The following is a 20,088-nucleotide window of genomic DNA, read 5'->3' as shown; positions in this document are numbered from 1 at the left end:
CTATGAAGGTTAATGACAAATTCGCGCGACCGAGGTTTGTTCGTCGCTGGCGGCGAGCCTGTCCAGTTGACCCAGATGTGGTCATCCACGGCACAATCCGCGCTTCCTCAAACCGGACGTTTGTTCATCGGCTGGCGAAGAGCTCAACGGCATCCGTAGGCGCGTCCGGTCCGAAGAAGCGCGAGAGGTTGGCGGCGCTGCGCTGTGCGACCGGACCGCTGCGCGCGAACATGTCACTCTCAAAAGCAGCCACCGCACCTTCGCGGTCACCTGAGCTGTGGACCAGTGCATGCCCCAGCTCCGCGCCGTCAAGCATAGCAAGGTTTGCACCTTCACCTGCAAAAGGTGACATCAGATGCGCCGCGTCACCCAACAGCGTGACGCCCGGCGCTCGCGGCCAAGTGAGCAAAGGAGGCAGCGCGTGAATGGGACGCACGACCGGCAGCACGTCGCTGCCGGCGATCAGCGCTCGGAGCGGCGGTGCCCATCCATCAAATAAGGCCGCTACCCGCTTGGTCGCGGAACCCACGTCGTTCGTCAGCCAAGCCTCCGGCCGGTTTACCGCGACATAGGTATGGATGCTCCCGTCGGCGTTGCGGTGCGCCAGGATGCCCTGACCAGGCGCCACCGCCATAAGCGTACCCGAGCCTATCACCGCCGCCGCGGCGTCCGCGCGTGGATCGTCGGCAGCTAGGTCAAGCTCGAGGAAGCAGGTGCCAGTATACATAGGGCGGGCAGCGGTCACGAGCGGCCGGACCCGGGACCAGGCGCCGTCCGCGCCGACCAGCAGCGTCGCCTCCGTCTGCGAGCCGTCAGCGAACACGACCGCGTGGCGACCGCGTGCGATCGGCTGGATCGAGACGACCTTCTGGTCCCAGCGAACCATGCCGGCGGGCAAGGCATCCAGCAGCATCCGGCGAAGCTCACCTCGGTCCACCTCCGGCCGTGCCGAGGCGCGGTCGCCAGGCCGGTCGAGCAGCACCGTGCCGGCTTGATCGACAATCCGCTTGGCATCCTCGCCCGGCCGCACCAATCGCCGGAAGGCGTCGAGCAGACCGACCGTGCGAAGCGCACGCTGGCCGCTGTGCTCGTGCAGGTCGAGGAGGCCGCCCTGCGCTCGCGCATCTGGCGATACCTCTCCTTCGTAGACGGTGACTGCTATCCCGTGCCCGTGTAAAATGCCGGCAAGCACCAGGCCGCCCAAACCTGCGCCGATGATGGTGACGTGTTCTCGCATGTGTACGCGCTCCTCGCTCACACGGGTCGCGCGCGCGCCGAAGTTTATGGAGCCGCTGGCCGGCGAAACCGCCTGCCTGTGCGCGAGGGGTGGTCACAACCAGGCCATCGTTTTTTGCAGCGTGATCTAATTAGGACGAGATCACGTTTCAGGCAATCGCAAGGTGATGGGCTCAACGACCCAATTCCGGTCGTTCTCGACGCATCTGTCGCTTCCCAACTTCCGACATTCGTAAACGGGCACCGACACTCCGTTTGGACTTTTGCGATCGCCGCGTCGACCAATTGCCGGATCGTCTTGGTCAGGATACACCGTCCCCGCTGACCTGCTCCGCTGGAGACGGCCGGCATGATCGCGTCGGTGCCCCGAGAGGGGCTTAATAGGGAACGCGGTGAAGGTGGTTCGCTGCCTGAATCCGAGGCTGTCCCTGCAACTGTAAGCGGCGAGCGCGATGCATATCGCTTCTTCCTTCACTGGGAGGGGCAGCCACTGGGCCGGACGTTACCTCATAAAGGCCTGGGAAGGCCGTGCATCGTGTGATGACCCGTGAGCCAGGAGACCTGCCGGCGTCTGGTCGCTCTTGCCTGGCCCAGGGGGTGGCCGCGGCACGGTACTCCGTCGAGCGACGACGTGTGCGGTGGGGACCGCACAGGCATGCGTGCCGGTCGCGATGGCGTCCGGCTGGCGCGGATGTCGGCCGTTCGCGGGAGGTCCCTGCCGGGTTCGCTCGACGCCCCGGGGATTACCGTAATGCTGTTCCTGTCTTCTCGCCTCGCGTTTGCGGGCGCTTTGCTGTCACCTGTTGTCGCAGCACCGCTCAATGCGCAGTCTTTGCCTGCCTCCGACAATGAGGACATTCTGGTCGTCGGCCAGCAGGCGCGCGACACGCTCACCACGCCGAACGCGACCGGCAGCCGCCTGGGCCTCACGCCGCTCGAGACGCCCGCGACGATCTCGGTCATCGATGGCACCACGATCCGCGCACGTGGCGACCTATCGGTGATCGACGCGACAAGCCGTGCGCCGGGCATTAGCAACGCCGGCAACCCCGGCAACGGTGGCACCGCGCTCGCCGCGCGGGGCTTCAGCGGTCAGGGATCCGTGCTCCAACTCATCGACGGCATCAGGCTGTTCCCGGCTGCCGGCACGATCACCTTTCCGACCGATCCGTGGATGGTCGAGCGGATCGACATCCTGAGCGGCCCAGCCTCCGTGCTCTACGGCCAGGGCGCGCTGGGCGGTGCGGTGAATGTCCTGATGCGCAAACCCGATACGCAGCGGACGCAGGTGGAGGGCGAGATCGGCTATGGCTTGCAGGACAGCTTCCATGTCGCGGCGGGCGCCGGCGGGCCGATCACCGAGCGCCTCTCCTACCGCATCGATGGCAGCTATCGCCGATCGGATGGCTATGTCGATCGTGGCCAGTCGCTCAGCCATGCCGTCTCGGGCACGCTGCGCTGGACACCGACCGATACGTTCGTCGTCACCGCGCGGGACGATTACGGAGACCAGAATCCGATGCGCTATTTCGGCACGCCGCTGATCGAGGGACGGCTCGACGACCGCATCCGGGACCGCAACTACAACACACGCGACGGCTTTATCCGCTACCGCGACAACCGCACCAGCCTGCAGGTCGACTGGACGCCAAGCAACGCGGTCACCGTCAGCAACCAGGCCTATCGTCTCACCTCCAAACGCTCTTGGCTCAATCTCGAAAGCTATTGCTGGATCGCTGACGACGGCGTCTGTTCCAACGGCAGCGGCAACACCAGTACACCCGGCCGCATCCTGCGCACCGACATGACCGGGATCGTCCACGACCAGACGCAGTGGGGCGATCAAGGCAGCGTGACGCTCAGGACGGACGTCGCCGATGGCGTCAGCAACGACCTTGTGATGGGCTTCGACGTCAACCTCATCAAACTGACCTACTCCCACAATTTTGGCTCTGACCCGCAGGTCTTGGAGGTCGATCCCTTCGCGTTCGATCCCGGTCTGATCACCGACACACAGGGAATCGCACCGCGCTATCGGACGCGCACCACTGAATATGCCGTCTCTGCCGAGGATCGACTGAAGCTCGGCACGCATGTCTCGATCGTTGGCGGCGTCCGCTACGAGCGCGACACGATTCGCCGCTGGTCGATCGACTATCCGGGCGGCGCGAGCACCGAGACGTTCGTGCTCGACAAGCGGCTGCACAACGTGGCCTGGCGGATCGGGAGCGTCTATCAGCCGATTCCGACGGTGTCGCTCTATGCGCAATATGCTACCGGCGTGGACCCGCTGGGGACGCTGACGACCTATTCGACCGGGCAGGTGCAGTTCAGCAACGCGGTCGGCGACCAGGTCGAGGTCGGCGCCAAGGCGATGTTCCTCGACGGGCATGGCGCCGCAACGCTCGCCGCCTATCGCATCGTCAAGAAGCGCCTGCTGGCGCAGCTGACCCCGACGAGCCCGGTCGAGCAGGTCGGCCAGCGATCGGCCAAGGGTATCGAGGCTGCGATGTCGCTCGATCTGCCTTACGGCGTCGAGATCGATGCAAACGGCAGCGTACTCAACGCGACGTTCGACGACTTCGTCTCTGGCGGCTCGAGCTTCGACGGCAATACCCCGCCAGACGTCCCCGAGACGCTTGCCAATCTCTGGCTGCGTTGGAACGCAACGCGCTCGCTCCAGGCGCGTGCCGGGCTACGCTACGTCGGACGTCGTTATTCGGACAACGCCAATAGCTTCCGCGTCCCCAGCTACACCACGGTCGATGCCACGCTATCCTTTGCGGTGACACCACGCCTCGCGGTCGATATCCACGGCTATAACCTGTTCGACCGGGACTATGCGCTCAGCACGTACAATAGCCAGCAGTGGGTCCTTGGCCGTCCCCGCTCGGTCGACGTGTCACTTCGTGCCAGCTTTTAACGCGCTCAGGTGGCCGGGGCTTGGCAAGAGTCCCCGGCGCTGGCTGTACCTCGTTCATCGCTGGATCGGCATCGCCAGTTGCCTGTTCTTCGCCATGTGGTTTCTGTCCGGGCTGGTGATGCTCTACGTGCCCTATCCCTCCCTCTCGCCAACGCACAAGCTGGCTGGGAGCGAGGCGATCGACTGGGCAGCATTGAACGTGCCGCCCCCGCTAGACGGCGGACGGCTACCGCAGGAACTGTTGCTCGAGATGCGCGACGGCACGCCTGTTTGGCGCGTGACCGGGTGGGATGGGACGCACACCACTTTCGCCGCCAGTCGCGGTACCGTCCTGCGACCAGTCGATGCTCTTTATGCCGGTCGGGTCGCTGGCCGCTTTGGCAACGCACCGACGAAGCACGTAGAACGGCTGACCCGGGATCAGTGAACGGTTGCTGGCGGCTTCGATCGGCACCGTCCCCTTTGGAAGGTTGCGCTTGCCGACGCGTCCGGCACGGAGGCTTATGTGTCTTCGAATACTGGCGCCGTCGTTCAAGTGACCACCCGTCGCGAGCGGTTCTGGAACTGGCTCGGCTCGGTGCCGCACTGGTTCTATCCGACGGTTCTACGACAGGATCAAACGGCCTGGCGTCAGGTCGTGCTGTGGGTGTCTGGTCCCTGCATCGCCGCGGCGTTCGCGGGGATGTGGATTGGCATACTGCGGACCCGCATCGGCGCACGGCGCTTCAAAGGTGGGCGAATGACGCCCTACAACGGCTGGATGCTCTGGCATCATGTCGCGGGGCTGGTGGGTGGTCTATCCTTGATCGCCTGGATCTTCAGCGGATGGCTGTCGGTCGATCCCGGCCATCTGTTTCGCGGGACGAAGCCAGACGAGGCGGCTATGCGGATCTATCAGGCATCTGATCCGATGCCGGACCTAGCACTCGACCGGCTCCGCATAGCAGGCGAGGGTGCGGTGATAGCGCAGTTGACTGACCATGCGGGAACCCCCCTCGTCCTTCTGTCCTATCACGACGGGCGGCGAGTAGTGTTGAATGCGGTCACACTCGCGCCATCCCAAGCTACAGAGGTGGCGATCGTGAGGGCCGCACGCCAACTGGAGAGTGCTGCGCCGCTACTCTCGGTCCATCGCCTGACGGCGCCCGATGCATATTGGTATGCGGTCGGAACGCGCCCGCATCTGCCGGTTTTGCAGCTGCGATTCGCGGATCCGGCACAGACTTGGCTCTATATCGATCCCGCTACTGGAGAGGTTCTTCGGACGGTCGATGAGCGGCAGCGGACGTACCGCTGGGTCTTCGATCTCCTCCATAAATGGGATCTGAACACACTGACGCTGCATCGCCCGGCTTGGGATGGTCTGATCTGGCTGTTCTCCATCGCCGGTGTGTTGACGTCGATAAGCGGTGTCTGGCTGGGATGGAAACGACTTATACGCTGACTGGGCGGACTCAGATGCGGACGCTCAGGAGGCCTTACCCCCTCCTCAACTTCGGACGCTTGTTCATCACGGACCAAACGAAATTAGCCCCTTAGCAGGACGATCTTACGGTTCACCATCGGTCTTGGTCGCTAGCGCGGCGCTCTCGCGCTTAAGCGGACGCGACACTGGGCAGACCTCTTGGACAAAGCCGTTGAGTGTGTTGGCAAGGCTTTCAGGTACAAGCCGGTAGAAGACGAACTGACCCCGCTTTTCGCTGACGACCAACCCGGCAGCTTCAAGAATCGAAAGGTGCTGAGAGATCGACGGCTTCGACATTGCAAAGCGGGAAGCGATATCTCCTGCGCTCAACTCAGCGTGGGCTAGATAGGCGAGAATTTTGCGTCGGACGGACGACGACAAGGCTTCAAACACGCGCTGCATGATTGGCATTTAGGCAATAAGCTAAGCGTTGACAAACAGCATCCATAATTTAGGTAATATCCTAATTACCGAAGGAGTGAACCTTGGCCTGCTCATCGACCACCCGCATGATCGCGTCCCCGCATAGCGACGCTCGAGCGGGCAAGGTGGAAACTGTCACCGCGTACGCCTGCTGCCGGAAGTGAAATCGCAACCGCTTAACTGCCGGCAGACCAGAGCAAGACTCAATGCGGCGTTGGGGCCCCGATGCGGTCACTCGAACCTCGTTTCCTCGCTCCGTCTTTCTGCCGGTCGTTCAACGTCGCCAGCACCTACCCGGTCGGGCTCTCGGCCGTGAAGGATGAGCAGCACGGCTTGGTCACAGGCTGGAACTCCATCAACTCGATGCGCGTGCCGTCGGGGTCGTAGAGGTTGGTCTGCCACTTGCCGTCCAGGCCCATTTGTGGACCGTCGTGACGCGGGCTCAGGCGATCTTCCCGGTGCAGCGTCGTGACGGCGGCCTGCATATTGGGAACGCCCAAAGATAAGTGGTTAAGTACGCCCAGCTGGCGGGCGTCGACCGTGGTCAGCGGCACGTCCGAACCCGGACCGATCATCATGTATTCCAGCCAGTCCCGACCGTCGGGCGCCTGCTGCGACACCCAGTCGACCTTGTCGGGCTCGAATGCGCCATACCAATACGGCCGGAAGCCGAGCAGGCGGCGGTACATCCCGTCCTGCTTGGCCCGGTCGTGGACGGCGTAGCCGACGTGGATGATGCGCCCGCTAATCGCGCCGGGAACGGCGTTGGCGTCAGCGCTCGCAGATTGCACGAACTGGATCCCGTTGCCTTCTGGATCGCGCAGGGCGAACCAACGATCCCCTTCGGGAGAGCGCTGCATCGCGCCGAGGCCAGAGACGCCTGACGCGGCCAGCCAGGCGCGCAGCGTCGCCGCGTCCGTTGTCGCGTAGGCGACGTGCGCCAGCATGCTGGGGCCCTGTCCGGCGGGGGCGGGTAGCACCTCCACGAACTGGCGCGAGCTCAGATAGTAGCGGACGCCGGCCGGGTTCTCGGGGTCCGTGCCCTTCCGGGCGCCCAGCACATGCGTGTAAAAGTGCTCGGACTTTGCCATGTCCCGAGCATAAACAGCCAGGTGCGAGATGCCGGTGATGCCTGGACGCGGACCCGGCGGCGCCTTGGCCCCGAGCAGAGCGGCAGCTGCACAGGCAAGAACTGTGATACGACGGGCCATGGCAGCCTCTCCTCACCCGGCCGCGTTTCGGGCCGTGGCTGGCAGCCTAGGCAGCGATGTAGGCACTGTCACGTGCTGACGTGTTGGTTCTCGTCAATACCGTTGCCGAGGAGTGTGATGCCTTCATCTGCTACGGCGCCGCGTAGGAACAAGAAGCGGTCTCAGTGCCAAACACTGACCCACACCGCCGCTCTTTGGCCCACATGCGGTCATCGGCAGGTCGCTTTCGGTTCCCCACTTTCGGCCGCTCGGAGACTACGAAGCGCCGCGCGAAACCGGCCGCTCGTTCAGCATCACCGACGGCCGATCAACCACATTTCCGAACCGTCGATTTACCGCGGCTGCGTACGCTCGATTGGCCGATCCGACCCAATGGAGATGATCGATGGGGCACTCGCCGATGGACCCCGCCTTTGACGAACTTCGACCCTGGAATGAGGGCCGGCTTATCGGTGCGAAGCGGGCGCTGAAATAGCAACAGGTCTGGGCCATTCGCTTCTGGCTCGACCAGCATAGACGACTGCGCGACCGAGCATTGTTCGACTTCGCCATCGACAGCAAGCTGCGCGGCTGTGATGTGGTCAGGGTGCGGATCGGCGACGTAGTTTCCGGCGGGCGCGTCCGTGACCGCGCCGTCGTGGTTCAGCAGAAAACCAAAAGACCGGTGCAGTTCGAGCTGATGGACACCGCAAGAAAAGCGATGCGGGCTTGGTTGGAGCGACGCGGCGGGACACTGAACAACTTCGTCTTTCCGAGCCGAAACGACTACATGGCTCACATGAGCACGCGCCAATATGCCCGCCTCGTGCACGAGTGGGTTGTCGGCATCGGCCTTCCGGCTCAGGATTACGGGACGCGCTCGCTTCGGCGCACGAAAGCATCGATCATCTACAAGGCGACTGGCAATCTCCGCGCCGTTCAGATCCTTCTCGGCCATGCCAAAATCGACAGCACGGTCCGATACTTGGGCGTTGATGTGGAGGACGCTTTGGAACTGGCCGAACGCACTGAGGTCTGACCTAGCCCACATTCAGACATTCACAGCTTGTTCTTCGCCGCCCAACTTTGGTCATTCGTTCAGCCGCGCGAGACGTACTTCCTTCAGCGTTTTCGGGGGGATCGGCCGATTTCGCTGCCACTGCAGTCGGGCGATGCTGATCGCGCGGTCTAGACGACCCACGCGTCAGGCGCCGCTCGTTTATCTGGCTACACCTGTCGCATGCCTCCATCCACGCAGAGTTCGGCGCCGGTAAAGCTGGCATCGCCGCTGAGGAGGAAGACGGCAGCGGCGGCAACCTCGTCGGCGCGTGCCATGCGCCCGAGCGGAATAGGCTTGATGAGCATCTGCCGCATCTCCTCGGATACCGCAGCCATCATGTCCGTATCTGTCGGGCCCGGCGCGACAACGTTAACGCGGATGCCACGCGGCATGAGCTCGGCCGCCCAGCTTCGCGCATAGGATCGCAGTGCCGCCTTGGTCGCTCCATAGGTACTGAACGGCGTCACGCCCATTACGTCGGCGATCGAGCCGATTAACACCACCGATGCTCCGTCACTCATCACGGGCAGCGCCGCCTGAATTCCAAACAGTGCACCGCGCACGTTGACGGCAAAGTGCCGGTCAAAATGCTCGCCGGTCTCTTCGACTATCGTTGCCGGTTCCGACAATCCGGCGTTCAGCATCAGCGCGTCAATGCGACCATGCAGACGCTTGGCCTCGGCCACCACCCGCTCAAGATCGCCTTGGGTGCGGCAGGCGCACGATCGATGCGACGGACGCCCAATAATAGTCCGTCCGCGCGCGATACCGGAAACGACAGGTTTGGCCGTTTGGCCACGTCTCAGTCGAAGCGCGCCAAATTCCTGATTGTCCGTCGCAGACAACGGAGACGATGCTTCATGAGTTTGATGTCATGAGCATATTCTGGTTCGGGGCAGAACTCGACATAGGGATTGGTGCAGGGTGTTGTGGGCAACGCACTCGAACAGGTTGATACCGTCATAGGCGTTAACGACATGGGCGAAGCTGTCCGCCAGATGGTGGATCGGCGATCCCGCCACGTTCTGGTCCCTCATTCAATGAACGTGCCGGTGGATACCGAGCAGCAGGTCCGTCCGCATGTAGCTGTTCAGGAGCAGCAGCGAATGGGCGGGTGAAACCGGAACCGCGAAGCCCATCCTGTCCTCAGAAGGAAAGAGGCCGTTCTGCGGGGCAGCCGCATTTTTTGCCATCGTCGGATCAGGCGATGGCGAAGAAGACGGCAAGCGCTCGCGTGACCGCCAGCATGGTTTCGGCATCGAGGTGGCCGATCGTCGCCCCGATCTTGTCGCGCTTCACCGACATGGCCTTGTCCACCATGACCTGCGACCGCTTGCGCAAGCCGTTGGCCGGTGTCGGGTCGATCGTCGTGCGGATGAGGGGCGCGTCCACCAGCGTACCCGACACCAGCAGCACCGTGACGGTGCCGGTCTGTTCGAACTGGTCCGACTGGATGATGAGGGCTTGTCGCGGCTTGCCGAAATCACCGGGCAGCGCGATCGTCACCAGGTCCCCCCGGTTCACGCCTCGCCCTCGGGGTCGAGATCGATCAGGGCTGCATCCATGAAGGCGTCCAGATCATGGTCCGCCACGTCGGCCGCCGCGACCACGAGCGCCTGTCGCCGGCATTCCTCCGCGAACCCCGGTCGTCGGGTATCGGGAACCCATATCTGGATGGGGCGCAGACCGGCCGCGCGCAGGGCGTCGCGACGCTTCTGGACTCGTTGTGTCACTGGTGCCGGCACCGGGGTTACTCCAATCCAATCCGTTACATGTAACATAGGCCATGCCAACGGTCGTCGCAAGGAAAACGGCCGGTTGTCTTGTGATCCGCGAACCACCTCGGCGGACGCCGTGTTGACTCCAGAAAAGTCAAGCCGGAAATCAGCGCGCGGTTGGGTGTTTCCTCACGATTTTTAGGTATCGCGTGCGGATGGATCAATATTGTGCGTCCGTCGCACTGATCGTGCGCTGTGTCTCAACGAATGTGCGCCTGCCGCACCCATCCGTCTCACCCAATGCGAGCCGGAAACCACCCTTTATTGCAGTTCCGGGCAATCATCAACGCAAGCTGCTACATCTATAGGGGCTGCGCGATGCCGCGCTGCTGTCGCTCGGCTATGATGCGGGCTTGCGGGTCAGCGAGTTGGTCGTGGTCGAGGAAGAGCGGATCGATCCGCATGACGACGGCTCGGCGCTGCTCTTCATCGCCTCGTCGAAGACCGATCAGGAGGGGCAAGGCGCCTGGGCGTGGCTGTCGCCCGACACCATGCGCCGGTTCGGCGCGTGGCTCGAGGCGAGCGAGATCCGCAGCGGCCCGATCTTCCGGCGGGTCGGGATCGATCGCAGGCGCGCGCGCGGCGGTCCCGCTGATGGCGTATGACGCCATTCCCGGGAACACCCGCCATTGGCAGGAGCGCCTTCGCGGCACGCCGGCGCAGGACGCGCGCATTGTCTACACCGTCGGCACGACCGCGCTCACCCGCCAGGGCGTCAATGCGATCTACCGCCGCGTGGCGTTGGCCGCTTACGATCAGGGGCTGGCCGCCATGCCGGTCGGCGAGGTCGAGGCGGCGGGGCATGCCCTTTCGACGCATTCGCTGCGGGTGGGGCTGACACAGGATCTGTTTGCCGCCGGCGAAGACGGGGTCAGGATCGCGCAGGCGCTGCGCTGGTCGTCGCCATCCACCACGCTGCGCTACGGGCGCAATCTCGCCACGCGCAGCAACGTCGCGGCGCGGGTGCTGGCGTGGGTGCGGAGGTGAGGTCCGTCTCCGCGCATTGGCGGACATACCGATAATTGCTTACCATTGTTTAGCGTCGGATCAGCGCCTTGCCCTGTTTATTGCAGTTCCGGGCGATCATCATTGCGAGCCGCTACACTTAGCGTACGATTTTGACCATTCTCTCACCGGACCCCTCACGGGCGAATACCTCTGGCCCAAGGACGCCAATGCTTAGAGTGTCATTCCGCCCTCAGCCGGAACGGACCCCTGCATGGCCGACTACGATCCCGACGACAAATGGCAGGACGAGTGGATGGAGACCGTTCACCGCGTCGGGGTGGCTCTCTGCGAGAAGCACCTAAGCAATCCGTGGCCGCACATCTCGGCGCTACCAGTAGCCATGAGATATTTGGCGACCGAGCTTTGGCATCGTAGATTCAGCCAAACTAAAATTCGCGAAGCTTTCGAGCTGGCGATCCTAGAGCTGCTTCCCTACGCGGCTGGTTATGAGAAGCGGCTTTGGGAGCTTTCGCCCAATAGCGGACACCTTTTGAACACGGTAATTGGGCGTCATGAGCTTCGCAGGTGAGATCGTCCGTCGTTTCGCACAGCCCGATGGAGCGGTGCACTACTCCATTCGTAGGCGCAGCGATGACTTGTTTCAGATTGTTTATGACGGCGCAAAGCTACCAGACGGTTCGCAACCCGATTGGATGAAAGATCGGGTCTTGACCGGCATCTACGCAACAGTTGATCTCGCGAAAACGAACTCGAACGTCGAACCGGTGGCGACTGGGTCAGGGTCAGTTAGGCCCCGGCCGCCCTCGCCCAGTTGCAGACATTCGGCGTATGCCGTAATCCGCTATTATGCCGGTGAACATTGTCACCTTGATCAGAATGTCCCTTTGGCTGCTACTGGTTGCGGCGGTGTTGGTTGCTCTCTTTTGGTTGATGCTCGTTTTAGTATCCGGCTTTTCGATCTGGACGACTGAATCAAACGTCGCGGGCCTGACCTTACAGGCCGGCCTTCTTCTCTCCCCGGTCGCGTTGTTCTTCGGTCTCAGGCTGTCCAAGCACAGCGTCGGCCTCACCGTCGTCTTGTTTGCGTTAAGCTGGTCCGTCGTTTCCACAGCATTGATATCTATCGCCGCTCCGTAAAGCTACGTCTGCCCACCAAACCCGGTCATTCCTGTTTCACCATCATTTCGGGAATGCCCGCGCCGTCGCGATAGCCTTGGCTCACCGCGGAGCAGAATAGTATCGTGCTTGGAGGCATGGACGGACTGGTGACAGCGCACCAGTCCGTCCATGTCAGCCGCGAAGATTCAGTCGTTCGTCTCTGCTGCCTTGCCCTTGCGTGTAGGCTTGGCATCGCCCTTCGCTGCAATCGTCTGGCCAGGCTTACGTCCCAGCCCGATCGTCTTTGCCATGGCGCTGCGGCTCTCACTGTAGGCCGGCGCGACCATAGGATAGTCAGCCTTAAGGCCGTAGCGTGTCCGGTATTCGTCTGGTGTCATGCCGTTGGTGGCAAGATGACGACGCAGCGTCTTGTAAGGCTCACCATCGATCATCGAAATAATGTGATTACGTGAAGCCAGTGACTTTCGCACCGACATTGCTGGAATGTATTCTTGCGTCGGGCCTGCGGCTTTGTTAGAGGACAGGCCTAGCACGGTATCGTGCATACGCTGCAAGAACGAAGGTGCGTCATCAGCGTTGACCCGATTGTTTGAATTGCTCAGCCACGCGACGGTCAGTTCCGTTGCAAGTTCGACGGTGCTCAGCCCCGTGTCGAAATCATCTTGGTCAGCCATGTTGTGCTCCATTGGCGGTGATGAGATTTGGATATTAAGTTTGCCAAAGGAGACAAGCGCTAATCAATAATGTGCTATCATTATCGGATCGGGCCACAATTCGCCACGCCGCGACATTCGTAGGTTGAAAAGCCATCCGCAAAAGCGCCCGCTCCGCTGTTGCCCGACAACGGTCGTGTGCCCATCTTAAATAACGTCGCACGAATATCTCGATCGGGATTACAACGAGAGCAATTAGCAGGAGCGTGACACCTTTGCTCAAGCCGTAAGCCGCACCAGCGATGCCGCCCAACCCGGCGAGCATATAGAGTCCGAAGCGAAACGTTTTTGACATGTCCTGCAGTAAGCCGCTGGAGCGGCCTACGCCAAGATCCGCTAACGTCTTTCGCAGGCCCGAAGCGGCCCTTCCGCTTTCGCCCACAAGACGCCGTTCGGGTGCGCTTCGCCGCGGTCCGGAAGTGGTCATTCGTTCATCCGGGTTCGCCGCTGCCTTCGGGCCGCGCCTACCAGGCTAGATTTCCCTTTTGTTCTAGACCCTGCTGAATCATAGAAAGGTCATGCCGATCCGCCCAGAAAGCCGCTGGCTCTACCCGATCGACTGGGACCAGCTTTCGGCCAACATCCGGTTCCGGCGTGCAGGCGCCCGCTGTGAGCATTGCGGGCGGCCGCACTTGCGGAAGGTGGCGCATCTCGGCGATGGGCGCTGGTGGGACGTCGAGGGAGGCCAATGGCGCACCGGTCGTGGCAGGCCGGTGACGCTTAAGGGTTACGTCGCGCTAACTACCGTCCGGGTCACGAAGGTCGTGTTGGCTTGCGCACACCTTGATTATGACCCCAGCAACAGCGCGCCCGGCAATCTTAAAGCGCTGTGCCAGCGCTGCCACCTGCTCCACGATGCCGCGGAACATCGATGGCAGCGATGGTGGAACAGGTTCCGGCCACGTGCCTGCCGCGACCTTTACGAAGATCCCCGCATCACCCGTAGGAGCCTAGGCTTTCGATAAAGCGGCATGACCCATATTCAGACGTCCTCGCCCCCTTCCGAGCTTCCCAACTTCGGCCGCTCGTTCATCTCCACGTCACGACCGCTTTTGGTGCCTAAACCTGCAAACTCGAATGTCGCGGTCGGGCGATAGTTTAGGAAGCAGGCTGTCCAAGTCCGAGTTTTGTGCCCGATGAGTTGCGGACGGCTTTTGCACGAGGCTCAGGCACGGGATGAGCGGTGACGCTACGTCGAACCGTAGGTGCCAATCCGGATTCCTCGTTCCATAGAACCAGGATTGTAGCGATCGGTGCGGCGGTAAGGATCAGCAGGAAAAGGCCCATCAGCCATTCGTTGGTCTCTAGCGGCTGCGAGAAGCTACCGCTGGGCTGCATTGACGGGCTAGGTCGCATCGGGCGTCTGCCGGCTTTCCTGGGGTGAAACGGGCGGTCCGCCGTCGCTCGGTGGGCAGACGGCCTGATCTGCGACCGATCATAAGCGGCGCGTGCTTCCTTCTTTCCCAAAACGGAATACGCCTCGTTGATCTCTTTCGCACGAGCAGAAACATCCACACCATGATTGGCATCGGGGTGATATTGACGGAGCAGCGCTTTCCACGCGGCATGGATAGTGTCGCGACTTGCCGTCGAGGGCACCCCTAAAACAGAGTAATAGTCGGGTGATAGAGCCATCTAGCCGTTACTTGCGGCCAAAACACGAAAAAGAAAAGTCCGCCTAGCGCATGATCATAACCGGCCATCTCGGAGAACCGGAGGGCGGCTTTACGCACCAACAGTCAGATGACTACCATTCCAATCCGCAACTTCCTGCTTTCGACGACACCATCCGCGCCAGCGTTGACCCACATGCGGTCATTTAGCCGTCCCTCTCAGCATCCCAACACCGGACATTGGTTCAGGGCCTTGCGGATGAGAACGTCGTTATTCCGCGACGCCCTCGGGGCATAATCCCGCCATCCGACGATCGAAATCCATCGCAATGTCAGCTAGCGTTACTTCGCTTAATTGCCGCAGCAGCACAGCCTCCGCTTGCTGCAGCGCGTCCTCCAGCGATCCGTTGACCGCTTGTTCTACAAGGCAATCAGGCGTGGGATTGGCCGGGCCGAGCGCGAAAATCCGATTTTCTCCAAGCGCCCGGTGAACATCCAGCATCGTGATGCTCTCGAGCCCGTGCGTTAGAGACCACCCCCCTCCGTGGCCTTTGACTGAGCTGACATACCCGGCCTCACGCAAGCCAGCCATTGTCCTGCGGACTACCACCGGATTGGTATTCAGCATGACCGCAGCTGCTTCTGACGTCAGCGGTCCCTCGGCTCGTGCCATGTGGATCAGCAGGTGCAGCATTCTAGATAAGCGCGCGTCCAAGGATATCGACCTCCATACCATCCTTTGTAGCCTATCACGCCACTTTCACTGTTGCAAAACTCTCGATGCCAATTCATGTAACACGAGTAGTGTCGTGAAAGGTAATGGCGTGTTCGATTTGATCGTAATCGGTGGCAGCTTCGCGGGCCTGTCGGCTGCCCTGCAGCTGGCACGTGCAAGGCAGAACGTGCTGGTGATTGACGCCGGGCTGCCGCGAAATCGTTTTACGGACGAAGCGCACGGCTTTTTAGGGCAGGACGGACGCGCGCCTGCAGCAATCATGCGCGACGCCCGCCATCAGCTTTGTCGCTACTCGACTGCCGAAATCCAGTCTGGCCAGGTCGTGGATGCCCGATCCGTCACTGGTGGCTACAGCCTTAGGCTTGCATCGGGCGGAGAGCGTCTTGCCCGGCGGCTTGTTCTGGCTACCGGGGTGGCGGACGAACTACCGGCCCTTCCGGGGATCCAAGAGCGCTGGGGTTCGACCGTGCTTCACTGTCCTTATTGCCATGGCTATGAGGTTCGCAACGAGCCTCTCGGGGTACTCGCAGCGCATCCGATGTCACCGCATCAGGCGCTGCTTATTTCTGACTGGGGGCCGACGACGTACTTCACACAAGGCGAGTACGATCCTGACCCCGCCGACATGCTCGCTTTCGAGGTGCGCGGCGTAACGGTAGAGCGGACACCGGTCGTCGAGTTGCTAGGTGACGCACCGGCGCTGGACGGTGTCCGTCTGGCTGACGGGCGGATCGTTAAGGTAGCGGCTTTGTTCACTGCCCCCCGGACAAAACCGGCAACGCCGATAGCTAAGCTTTTAGGCTGTGAACACGAAGAGGGTCCGACCGGACCCTACGTCAGGGTCGACCCATGGGGTGCGACCTCGGTGCCCGGCATATGGGCCGCCGGTGACTCTGCTGCTCCCATGCACAATGCTACCCTTGCGTCAGCCGCTGGAGTTCTTGCCGGTATTGGCGCCCATCAGGCCGGAGTTCGATCGGCAACGGGTAGATGATATTGGGCGATGAAACCCACATCCTGCCATTCGTAGCCAGGCAGGCGCTGCCCGAAAGCCGTCGCGTTCGTTCAAGTCACGCCTCGTGACAGGCTAGCTGCTGAAGGTCAGCAGCGATCATCCAGATAGGCGGCGAGTTCCTCGGCCGTCCCATTCGGAAAGGATTGCCGCAGGAACTCCAAGAATGCCGACACCCTGGCGTTGAGCAGGCGTCGCGAGGGGTAGAGTGCCCATAGCGCGACGCGCGAGGCCGGGACATCACCCCACGCAATCAGACGCCCTCCTGCGATGTCCCGGCTGACCAGCGAGAGGGGCAAGCGTGCCACGCCAGCACCAAGACGCACCGCATCCCGGATCATCACCAGCGAGGACAATCGGAGCACCGGATCGATCGCCATTGTGCGTTGCCCATCCGCGGTGGCGATCATCCAGCTGCTCTCGAAGTCGCGGTCGCGCACTACGGCAGGAAAGATGCCGCCTGTCAGCGGCGATAGGTCAGGTGCAGCAACGACGACCAGTCGGTCGTGGAGGAAGGGCCGGCCCACCAGCGCATCGTCCGCTGCCGGGTTCACCCGAATGACGAGATCATAGCCCTCCTCGATCATGTCGACCGCGCGATCGTCGGTCGTGACCTCCAGCCGAACATCGGGATGGCACTGCACGAACCCGGCCGCCAGCCGCCCCATCGCGGTCTGGGAGAAGAGAAGCGGTGCGCTGATCCTTAGGCGTCCACAGACCGCTGTGCTGCCCGATGCGATCTCGACCGTCGTCTCCTCAAGCTCGGCGAGCAGAGCGCCTGCCCTTTCGGCCAGCGCCCGCCCCTCCTCGGTCAGCTTGAGGTCGCGCTTGCCGCGCTCAAACAGGCGCAGGTCGAGCGCGGCCTCCAGCTCCGACACGCGGCGCGACAGCGTCGCCTTAGGCCTGCGCGCGGCGCGCGCGGCCTTGCCAAAGCCACCATGGCGGGCGACGAGCGTAAAATCGGCAAGCGCGAGCAGGTCCATATCGTTTCACCCATGAGACGGCGTGTCTAGATTGCGCGTCTATTTGCCTGAAGATGGATCACGCATCTTGCTCGGGTCAGCAAGACCCAAGGAGAAGCCACATGACCATCCTCGTAATCGGCGCCACCGGACGCGTCGGCCGCCATGTCGTCGAACAGCTCGTCGCTCGCGACGCTTCTGTCCGCGTCCTCACCCGTGACCCTACCAAGGCGGCGTTTCCGGCTGGCGTCGATGTTGCCAAGGGCGATCTGCTCGACATCGACTCCCTGCGCGGGGCCTTTGTCGGCGTAAGGACGCTGTTCCTGCTCAACGCGGTGACCAGTGACGAATTTACCCAAGCGATCGTCACGCTAAACGTCGCGCGAGAGGCCGGTGTCGATCGCGTCGTCTATCTGTCGGTGTTCGATGCTGACTGCGCCGTCAACGTACCCCACTTCGCGGTGAAATCAGGTGCCGAGCGGATGCTCGAGGCGATGAACTTCGGCGCCACTATTTTGCGTCCGACCTATTTCATCGACAACGAGGCGATGGTGAAGGACGTCATCCTTCAGCACGGCGTCTATCCGATGCCGATCGGCGGCAAGGGCGTGGCCATGGTCGATGCGCGCGACATCGCCGAGGTCGCCGCGATCGAGCTGATCCGGCGCGATCGCGCAACCGGCAGGCTTCCGATCGACACGATCAATGTGGTCGGTCCGGAGACGCTGACCGGCGAGGACGTGGCAGCGATATGGTCCGAAGTCCTCGGCCGCCCCGTTGGTTATGGCGGCGACGATCCCAGCGGCTTCGAACAGAATATGGCGACGTTTATGCCACGCTGGATGGCCTATGAGATGCGGCTGATGGCCGAGCGCTACGTCAGCGACGGGATGATCCCGGAGGCCGGCGACCGCAAGCGCATGGCTAGCCTGCTTGGTCGGGCCCTGCATGGCTATCGCGAGACGGCAGTGCGGCTGGCTTCCGCCTAATGTTCGGGCTGTGGCCCGGTGTCCGGCGGGTAGGTACCCGCCGGCCGCCGGGTTTCACACGTCAGGCGGCGTCCGCCATCCAGGCAATCGCATCGGCGCCGGCGGGTATCTTAAGCGGTGCGGACGGGTTGGTCGCGGCCTCGAACACGGCAGCTGCAACGTCTTCGGCATAGGTGACCGGCCCTGTGTCCTCCTGGAACTGTTTGATCATGCCCTCGATCATCGGCTTGTAATCGGGATCGTCGAAACCGCGCAGGTGCGGTCTCGCATTCGCGCCGAACTGCGTCGTCGGGGAGCGGCCGGGCAGCACGATATGGACGCGTACGCCGAACGGCTGCATCTCAACCGCCAGGCTTTCGGTGAGCGCATTCACTGCGGCCTTGCTGGCGCGATAGGTGCTGACCAGCGGCAGCGGCTTCAGCGTAGCGGTCGAGGTCACGTTGATGATCACGCCCGATCGGCGCTCGCGGAAAGCCAGAAGGACCGCCTGCATCATCGCAAGCGTGCCAAGCGTATTGGTCTCGAAGAGTTGGCGCGCCGTCTCAAACTCGATGAGTTCGATCGGGACCGCGGCGCCGAAACCGGCATTGTTGACCAGCACGTCTACCGGCCCCGCCTGCGCAACCGCGCTGGCGATGCTGTCGCGGTCGGTGACGTCGAGCGGCAGGATGGTGAGCCGGTCCGACGACGGCAGCAGGCCGGGGTCAGGCGTGCGCATCGTCGCGATGACGCTCCAGCCGCGGTCGAGAAACAGATTTGCGGTTTCGAGACCAAAGCCCGAGGAACAGCCGGTAATGAGGACGCTGGGCATGTCTTGCTCCGTTGACGAGTGGGGGAGCGCCGAAGATGGTTTCCAGGATCAAGACTTGCTATGGTCGACAATCCCGACTTCATTGGCGATCGTCCTGATATGACCATTGATCCGCTTGCCGAGATCGTGACCCTGCTGCGGCCCTCCGCGAGCTTCTCGAAACTGGTCGAATATGCCGGTCGTTGGCGCATCCGCCGCGACGTCGAGGGCAAGCCCGTCTATTTCGCCGTGCGGGAAGGCGAATGCCGGGTGGTGAACGCCGGCCAAGCCTCGATCGTTGTGCGGGCCGGCGACTTCGTGCTGCTGCCGGCTACTGGCGATCGGGCCATAGACGGCATCGAGAGCATGGCCCACCGCCGGACGGCGCCGTGATGACCCCGACAGACATCGGTGAGGGCCAGTTCCGCATCGGACAGGTGGATCAGCCCGTCAATCTGCGCATGCAGGTCGGCATCTGCAGTTTCGCATCACCCGACGCCGCTCTGCTCCTGTCGCTGCTGCCCGCAATGGTGGTGGCACGCGGCGAGCCGCGGCTGGCCACGTTGATGGATCTGGTCGGGGACGAGACCCGTAAGGCAAGGCCTGGACGCGAATTGGTGCTGGAACGCCTGCTCGAGGTCCTCCTGATCGAGGCGTTGCGCTGCGGCTCCGGTCCCGCCGCCATGCCAAGCCTCGCCCGGGGCATGTCCGACGAACGACTGGTTGCGGCGTTGCGAGTCATGCATGCACGCCCCGCGCATCCGTGGACGGTCTCGGACTTGGCGGCCGAAGCGGCCATGTCCCGCTCCGCCTTTTTCGCACGCTTCACCAGCACGATCGGCATACCGCCGATCGAGTATCTGCTTACCTGGCGGATGGCGTTGGCGAAGCGCCTGTTGCGGACACGCGATCTCGCGATCGGTCAGATCGCTGCCCAAGTCGGCTATGGATCGGCCAGCACGTTCAGCACAGCCTTCACCCGGCACGTCGGCATGCCGCCCATGCGCTTTACGCGAGTATCGGACACGGCCCAATGACGAATGAGTGGCACAGCCCTGTGGGGCGAACGACCCACAATCCGCCATTCCGGCCTGCTCTCATGCTCCCCAA

20 protein-coding genes, 2 pseudogenes and 1 riboswitch are annotated in these 20,088 nt (G+C 62.5%); of the genes and pseudogenes, 11 read left to right on the top strand and 11 right to left on the bottom strand.

Annotated features, from left to right (window positions below):
- Positions 1-124 precede the first annotated feature (124 nt).
- Complete coding sequence (locus FFS23_RS12660) at positions 125-1,237, bottom strand: FAD-dependent oxidoreductase (protein WP_137898878.1); 1,113 nt, start codon at positions 1,235-1,237, stop codon at positions 125-127.
- A gap of 341 nt (positions 1,238-1,578) precedes the next feature.
- Positions 1,579-1,819: riboswitch (cobalamin riboswitch) on the top strand.
- Positions 1,820-2,068: 249 nt separating this feature from the next.
- On the opposite strand from FFS23_RS12660, the gene FFS23_RS12655 reads away from it, so the two are divergent.
- The 3 genes from FFS23_RS12655 (at position 2,069) to FFS23_RS20490 (ending at position 5,603) form a co-directional block, all read left to right on the top strand.
- Positions 2,069-4,159, top strand: a complete 2,091-nt coding sequence (locus FFS23_RS12655; RefSeq protein WP_249340668.1) for a TonB-dependent receptor — start codon at positions 2,069-2,071, stop codon at positions 4,157-4,159.
- Positions 4,146-4,586 carry a hypothetical protein gene (locus FFS23_RS20495; protein ID WP_249340667.1) on the top strand — a complete coding sequence of 147 codons (441 nt, stop codon included), beginning with the start codon at positions 4,146-4,148 and terminating at the stop codon, positions 4,584-4,586. The genes FFS23_RS12655 and FFS23_RS20495 overlap by 14 nt, the downstream gene beginning before the upstream one ends.
- A gap of 78 nt (positions 4,587-4,664) precedes the next feature.
- Complete coding sequence (locus FFS23_RS20490) at positions 4,665-5,603, top strand: PepSY-associated transmembrane domain-containing protein (RefSeq protein WP_249340666.1); 939 nt, start codon at positions 4,665-4,667, stop codon at positions 5,601-5,603.
- A gap of 105 nt (positions 5,604-5,708) precedes the next feature.
- Here FFS23_RS20490 and FFS23_RS12645 read toward each other — a convergent pair whose 3' ends face one another.
- Both FFS23_RS12645 and FFS23_RS12640 read right to left on the bottom strand, forming a co-directional pair.
- A complete protein-coding gene (locus tag FFS23_RS12645; RefSeq protein WP_137898876.1) occupies positions 5,709-6,026 on the bottom strand; it encodes a metalloregulator ArsR/SmtB family transcription factor in 318 nt (105 codons plus the stop codon).
- Between the two features lie 311 nt (positions 6,027-6,337).
- Positions 6,338-7,258, bottom strand: a complete 921-nt coding sequence (locus tag FFS23_RS12640) for a VOC family protein (protein ID WP_137898875.1) — start codon at positions 7,256-7,258, stop codon at positions 6,338-6,340.
- A gap of 385 nt (positions 7,259-7,643) precedes the next feature.
- Here FFS23_RS12640 and FFS23_RS12635 point away from each other — a divergent pair.
- A pseudogene (locus FFS23_RS12635) lies at positions 7,644-8,276 on the top strand (tyrosine-type recombinase/integrase).
- Between the two features lie 188 nt (positions 8,277-8,464).
- Here the strand turns inward: FFS23_RS12635 and FFS23_RS12630 are convergent.
- From FFS23_RS12630 to FFS23_RS12620, 3 genes are all read right to left on the bottom strand, one after another.
- Positions 8,465-9,142 carry an SDR family NAD(P)-dependent oxidoreductase gene (locus tag FFS23_RS12630; protein WP_137898874.1) on the bottom strand — a complete coding sequence of 226 codons (678 nt, stop codon included), beginning with the start codon at positions 9,140-9,142 and terminating at the stop codon, positions 8,465-8,467.
- Positions 9,143-9,497: 355 nt separating this feature from the next.
- Positions 9,498-9,803 carry a type II toxin-antitoxin system PemK/MazF family toxin gene (locus FFS23_RS12625; RefSeq protein WP_249340664.1) on the bottom strand — a complete coding sequence of 102 codons (306 nt, stop codon included), beginning with the start codon at positions 9,801-9,803 and terminating at the stop codon, positions 9,498-9,500.
- A 14-nt stretch (positions 9,804-9,817) separates the two neighbouring features.
- Complete coding sequence (locus FFS23_RS12620) at positions 9,818-10,042, bottom strand: antitoxin MazE family protein (protein WP_038658627.1); 225 nt, start codon at positions 10,040-10,042, stop codon at positions 9,818-9,820.
- A gap of 341 nt (positions 10,043-10,383) precedes the next feature.
- Here FFS23_RS12620 and FFS23_RS20735 point away from each other — a divergent pair.
- The 3 genes and pseudogenes from FFS23_RS20735 to FFS23_RS12605 all read left to right on the top strand — a co-directional run.
- Positions 10,384-11,062 (top strand): annotated as a pseudogene (locus FFS23_RS20735) (site-specific integrase); the annotation flags it as partial.
- Between the two features lie 232 nt (positions 11,063-11,294).
- Positions 11,295-11,612, top strand: a complete 318-nt coding sequence (locus FFS23_RS12610; protein WP_137898872.1) for a hypothetical protein — start codon at positions 11,295-11,297, stop codon at positions 11,610-11,612.
- Positions 11,613-11,896: 284 nt separating this feature from the next.
- Positions 11,897-12,181 (top strand): hypothetical protein, encoded by a 285-nt coding sequence (locus FFS23_RS12605; RefSeq protein ID WP_137898871.1) that lies wholly within the window; start codon positions 11,897-11,899, stop codon positions 12,179-12,181.
- A 167-nt stretch (positions 12,182-12,348) separates the two neighbouring features.
- On the opposite strand, the gene FFS23_RS12600 is transcribed toward FFS23_RS12605, so the two are convergent.
- From FFS23_RS12600 to FFS23_RS12585, 3 genes are all read right to left on the bottom strand, one after another.
- Positions 12,349-12,837 (bottom strand): Ros/MucR family transcriptional regulator, encoded by a 489-nt coding sequence (locus FFS23_RS12600; RefSeq protein WP_137898870.1) that lies wholly within the window; start codon positions 12,835-12,837, stop codon positions 12,349-12,351.
- 1,137 nt (positions 12,838-13,974) lie between these two features.
- Positions 13,975-14,511, bottom strand: coding sequence for a DnaJ domain-containing protein (locus FFS23_RS20730; protein ID WP_137898868.1), 537 nt, complete (start codon positions 14,509-14,511; stop codon positions 13,975-13,977).
- A 249-nt stretch (positions 14,512-14,760) separates the two neighbouring features.
- A complete protein-coding gene (locus FFS23_RS12585) occupies positions 14,761-15,210 on the bottom strand; it encodes an Rrf2 family transcriptional regulator (RefSeq protein ID WP_137898882.1) in 450 nt (149 codons plus the stop codon).
- 103 nt (positions 15,211-15,313) lie between these two features.
- Here FFS23_RS12585 and FFS23_RS12580 point away from each other — a divergent pair, with 103 nt between their 5' ends.
- Positions 15,314-16,219, top strand: coding sequence for an NAD(P)/FAD-dependent oxidoreductase (locus FFS23_RS12580; RefSeq protein WP_137898867.1), 906 nt, complete (start codon positions 15,314-15,316; stop codon positions 16,217-16,219).
- A gap of 107 nt (positions 16,220-16,326) precedes the next feature.
- Here the strand turns inward: FFS23_RS12580 and FFS23_RS12575 are convergent, their stop codons facing one another.
- The gene (locus FFS23_RS12575) at positions 16,327-17,220 is read right to left on the bottom strand and encodes a LysR family transcriptional regulator (RefSeq protein ID WP_137898866.1); all 894 of its coding nucleotides are present in this window, start codon (positions 17,218-17,220) and stop codon (positions 16,327-16,329) included.
- Between the two features lie 101 nt (positions 17,221-17,321).
- On the opposite strand from FFS23_RS12575, the gene FFS23_RS12570 reads away from it, so the two are divergent.
- Entirely contained in the window at positions 17,322-18,188 is an 867-nt protein-coding gene (locus FFS23_RS12570) for an SDR family oxidoreductase (protein WP_137898865.1), read from the top strand.
- 61 nt (positions 18,189-18,249) lie between these two features.
- Here FFS23_RS12570 and FFS23_RS12565 read toward each other — a convergent pair whose 3' ends face one another.
- A complete protein-coding gene (locus tag FFS23_RS12565; protein ID WP_137898864.1) occupies positions 18,250-18,999 on the bottom strand; it encodes an SDR family oxidoreductase in 750 nt (249 codons plus the stop codon).
- A gap of 60 nt (positions 19,000-19,059) precedes the next feature.
- Between FFS23_RS12565 and FFS23_RS20620 the strand changes: the two genes are divergently transcribed.
- Together FFS23_RS20620 and FFS23_RS20615 are read left to right on the top strand one after the other, a co-directional pair.
- Positions 19,060-19,371 (top strand): cupin domain-containing protein, encoded by a 312-nt coding sequence (locus FFS23_RS20620; protein ID WP_283214457.1) that lies wholly within the window; start codon positions 19,060-19,062, stop codon positions 19,369-19,371.
- Positions 19,371-20,015 (top strand): helix-turn-helix transcriptional regulator, encoded by a 645-nt coding sequence (locus FFS23_RS20615; protein ID WP_283214456.1) that lies wholly within the window; start codon positions 19,371-19,373, stop codon positions 20,013-20,015. Before FFS23_RS20620 ends, FFS23_RS20615 begins: the two co-directional genes overlap by 1 nt.
- Positions 20,016-20,088: the final 73 nt, after the last annotated feature.

It is taken from the genome of Sphingomonas sp. 2SG (assembly GCF_005503285.1).
Classification (GTDB): domain Bacteria; phylum Pseudomonadota; class Alphaproteobacteria; order Sphingomonadales; family Sphingomonadaceae; genus Sphingomonas; species Sphingomonas taxi.
This window is presented reverse-complemented; position numbering and strand designations above follow the sequence as displayed.

Bases quoted from the DNA above. Each gene is read 5' to 3' on its own strand.
- FFS23_RS12660 (WP_137898878.1), bottom strand. From the start codon at position 1,237: ATGCGAGAACACGTCACCATCATCGGCGCAGGTTTGGGCGGCCTGGTG.
- FFS23_RS20730 (WP_137898868.1), bottom strand. From the start codon at position 14,511: ATGGCTCTATCACCCGACTATTACTCTGTTTTAGGGGTGCCCTCGACG.
- FFS23_RS20620 (WP_283214457.1), top strand. From the start codon at position 19,060: ATGGTCGACAATCCCGACTTCATTGGCGATCGTCCTGATATGACCATT.
- FFS23_RS12640 (WP_137898875.1), bottom strand. From the start codon at position 7,258: ATGGCCCGTCGTATCACAGTTCTTGCCTGTGCAGCTGCCGCTCTGCTC.
- FFS23_RS20615 (WP_283214456.1), top strand. From the start codon at position 19,371: ATGACCCCGACAGACATCGGTGAGGGCCAGTTCCGCATCGGACAGGTG.
- FFS23_RS12575 (WP_137898866.1), bottom strand. From the start codon at position 17,220: ATGGACCTGCTCGCGCTTGCCGATTTTACGCTCGTCGCCCGCCATGGT.
- FFS23_RS12570 (WP_137898865.1), top strand. From the start codon at position 17,322: ATGACCATCCTCGTAATCGGCGCCACCGGACGCGTCGGCCGCCATGTC.
- FFS23_RS12600 (WP_137898870.1), bottom strand. From the start codon at position 12,837: ATGGCTGACCAAGATGATTTCGACACGGGGCTGAGCACCGTCGAACTT.
- FFS23_RS12610 (WP_137898872.1), top strand. From the start codon at position 11,295: ATGGCCGACTACGATCCCGACGACAAATGGCAGGACGAGTGGATGGAG.
- FFS23_RS12645 (WP_137898876.1), bottom strand. From the start codon at position 6,026: ATGCAGCGCGTGTTTGAAGCCTTGTCGTCGTCCGTCCGACGCAAAATT.
- FFS23_RS12565 (WP_137898864.1), bottom strand. From the start codon at position 18,999: ATGCCCAGCGTCCTCATTACCGGCTGTTCCTCGGGCTTTGGTCTCGAA.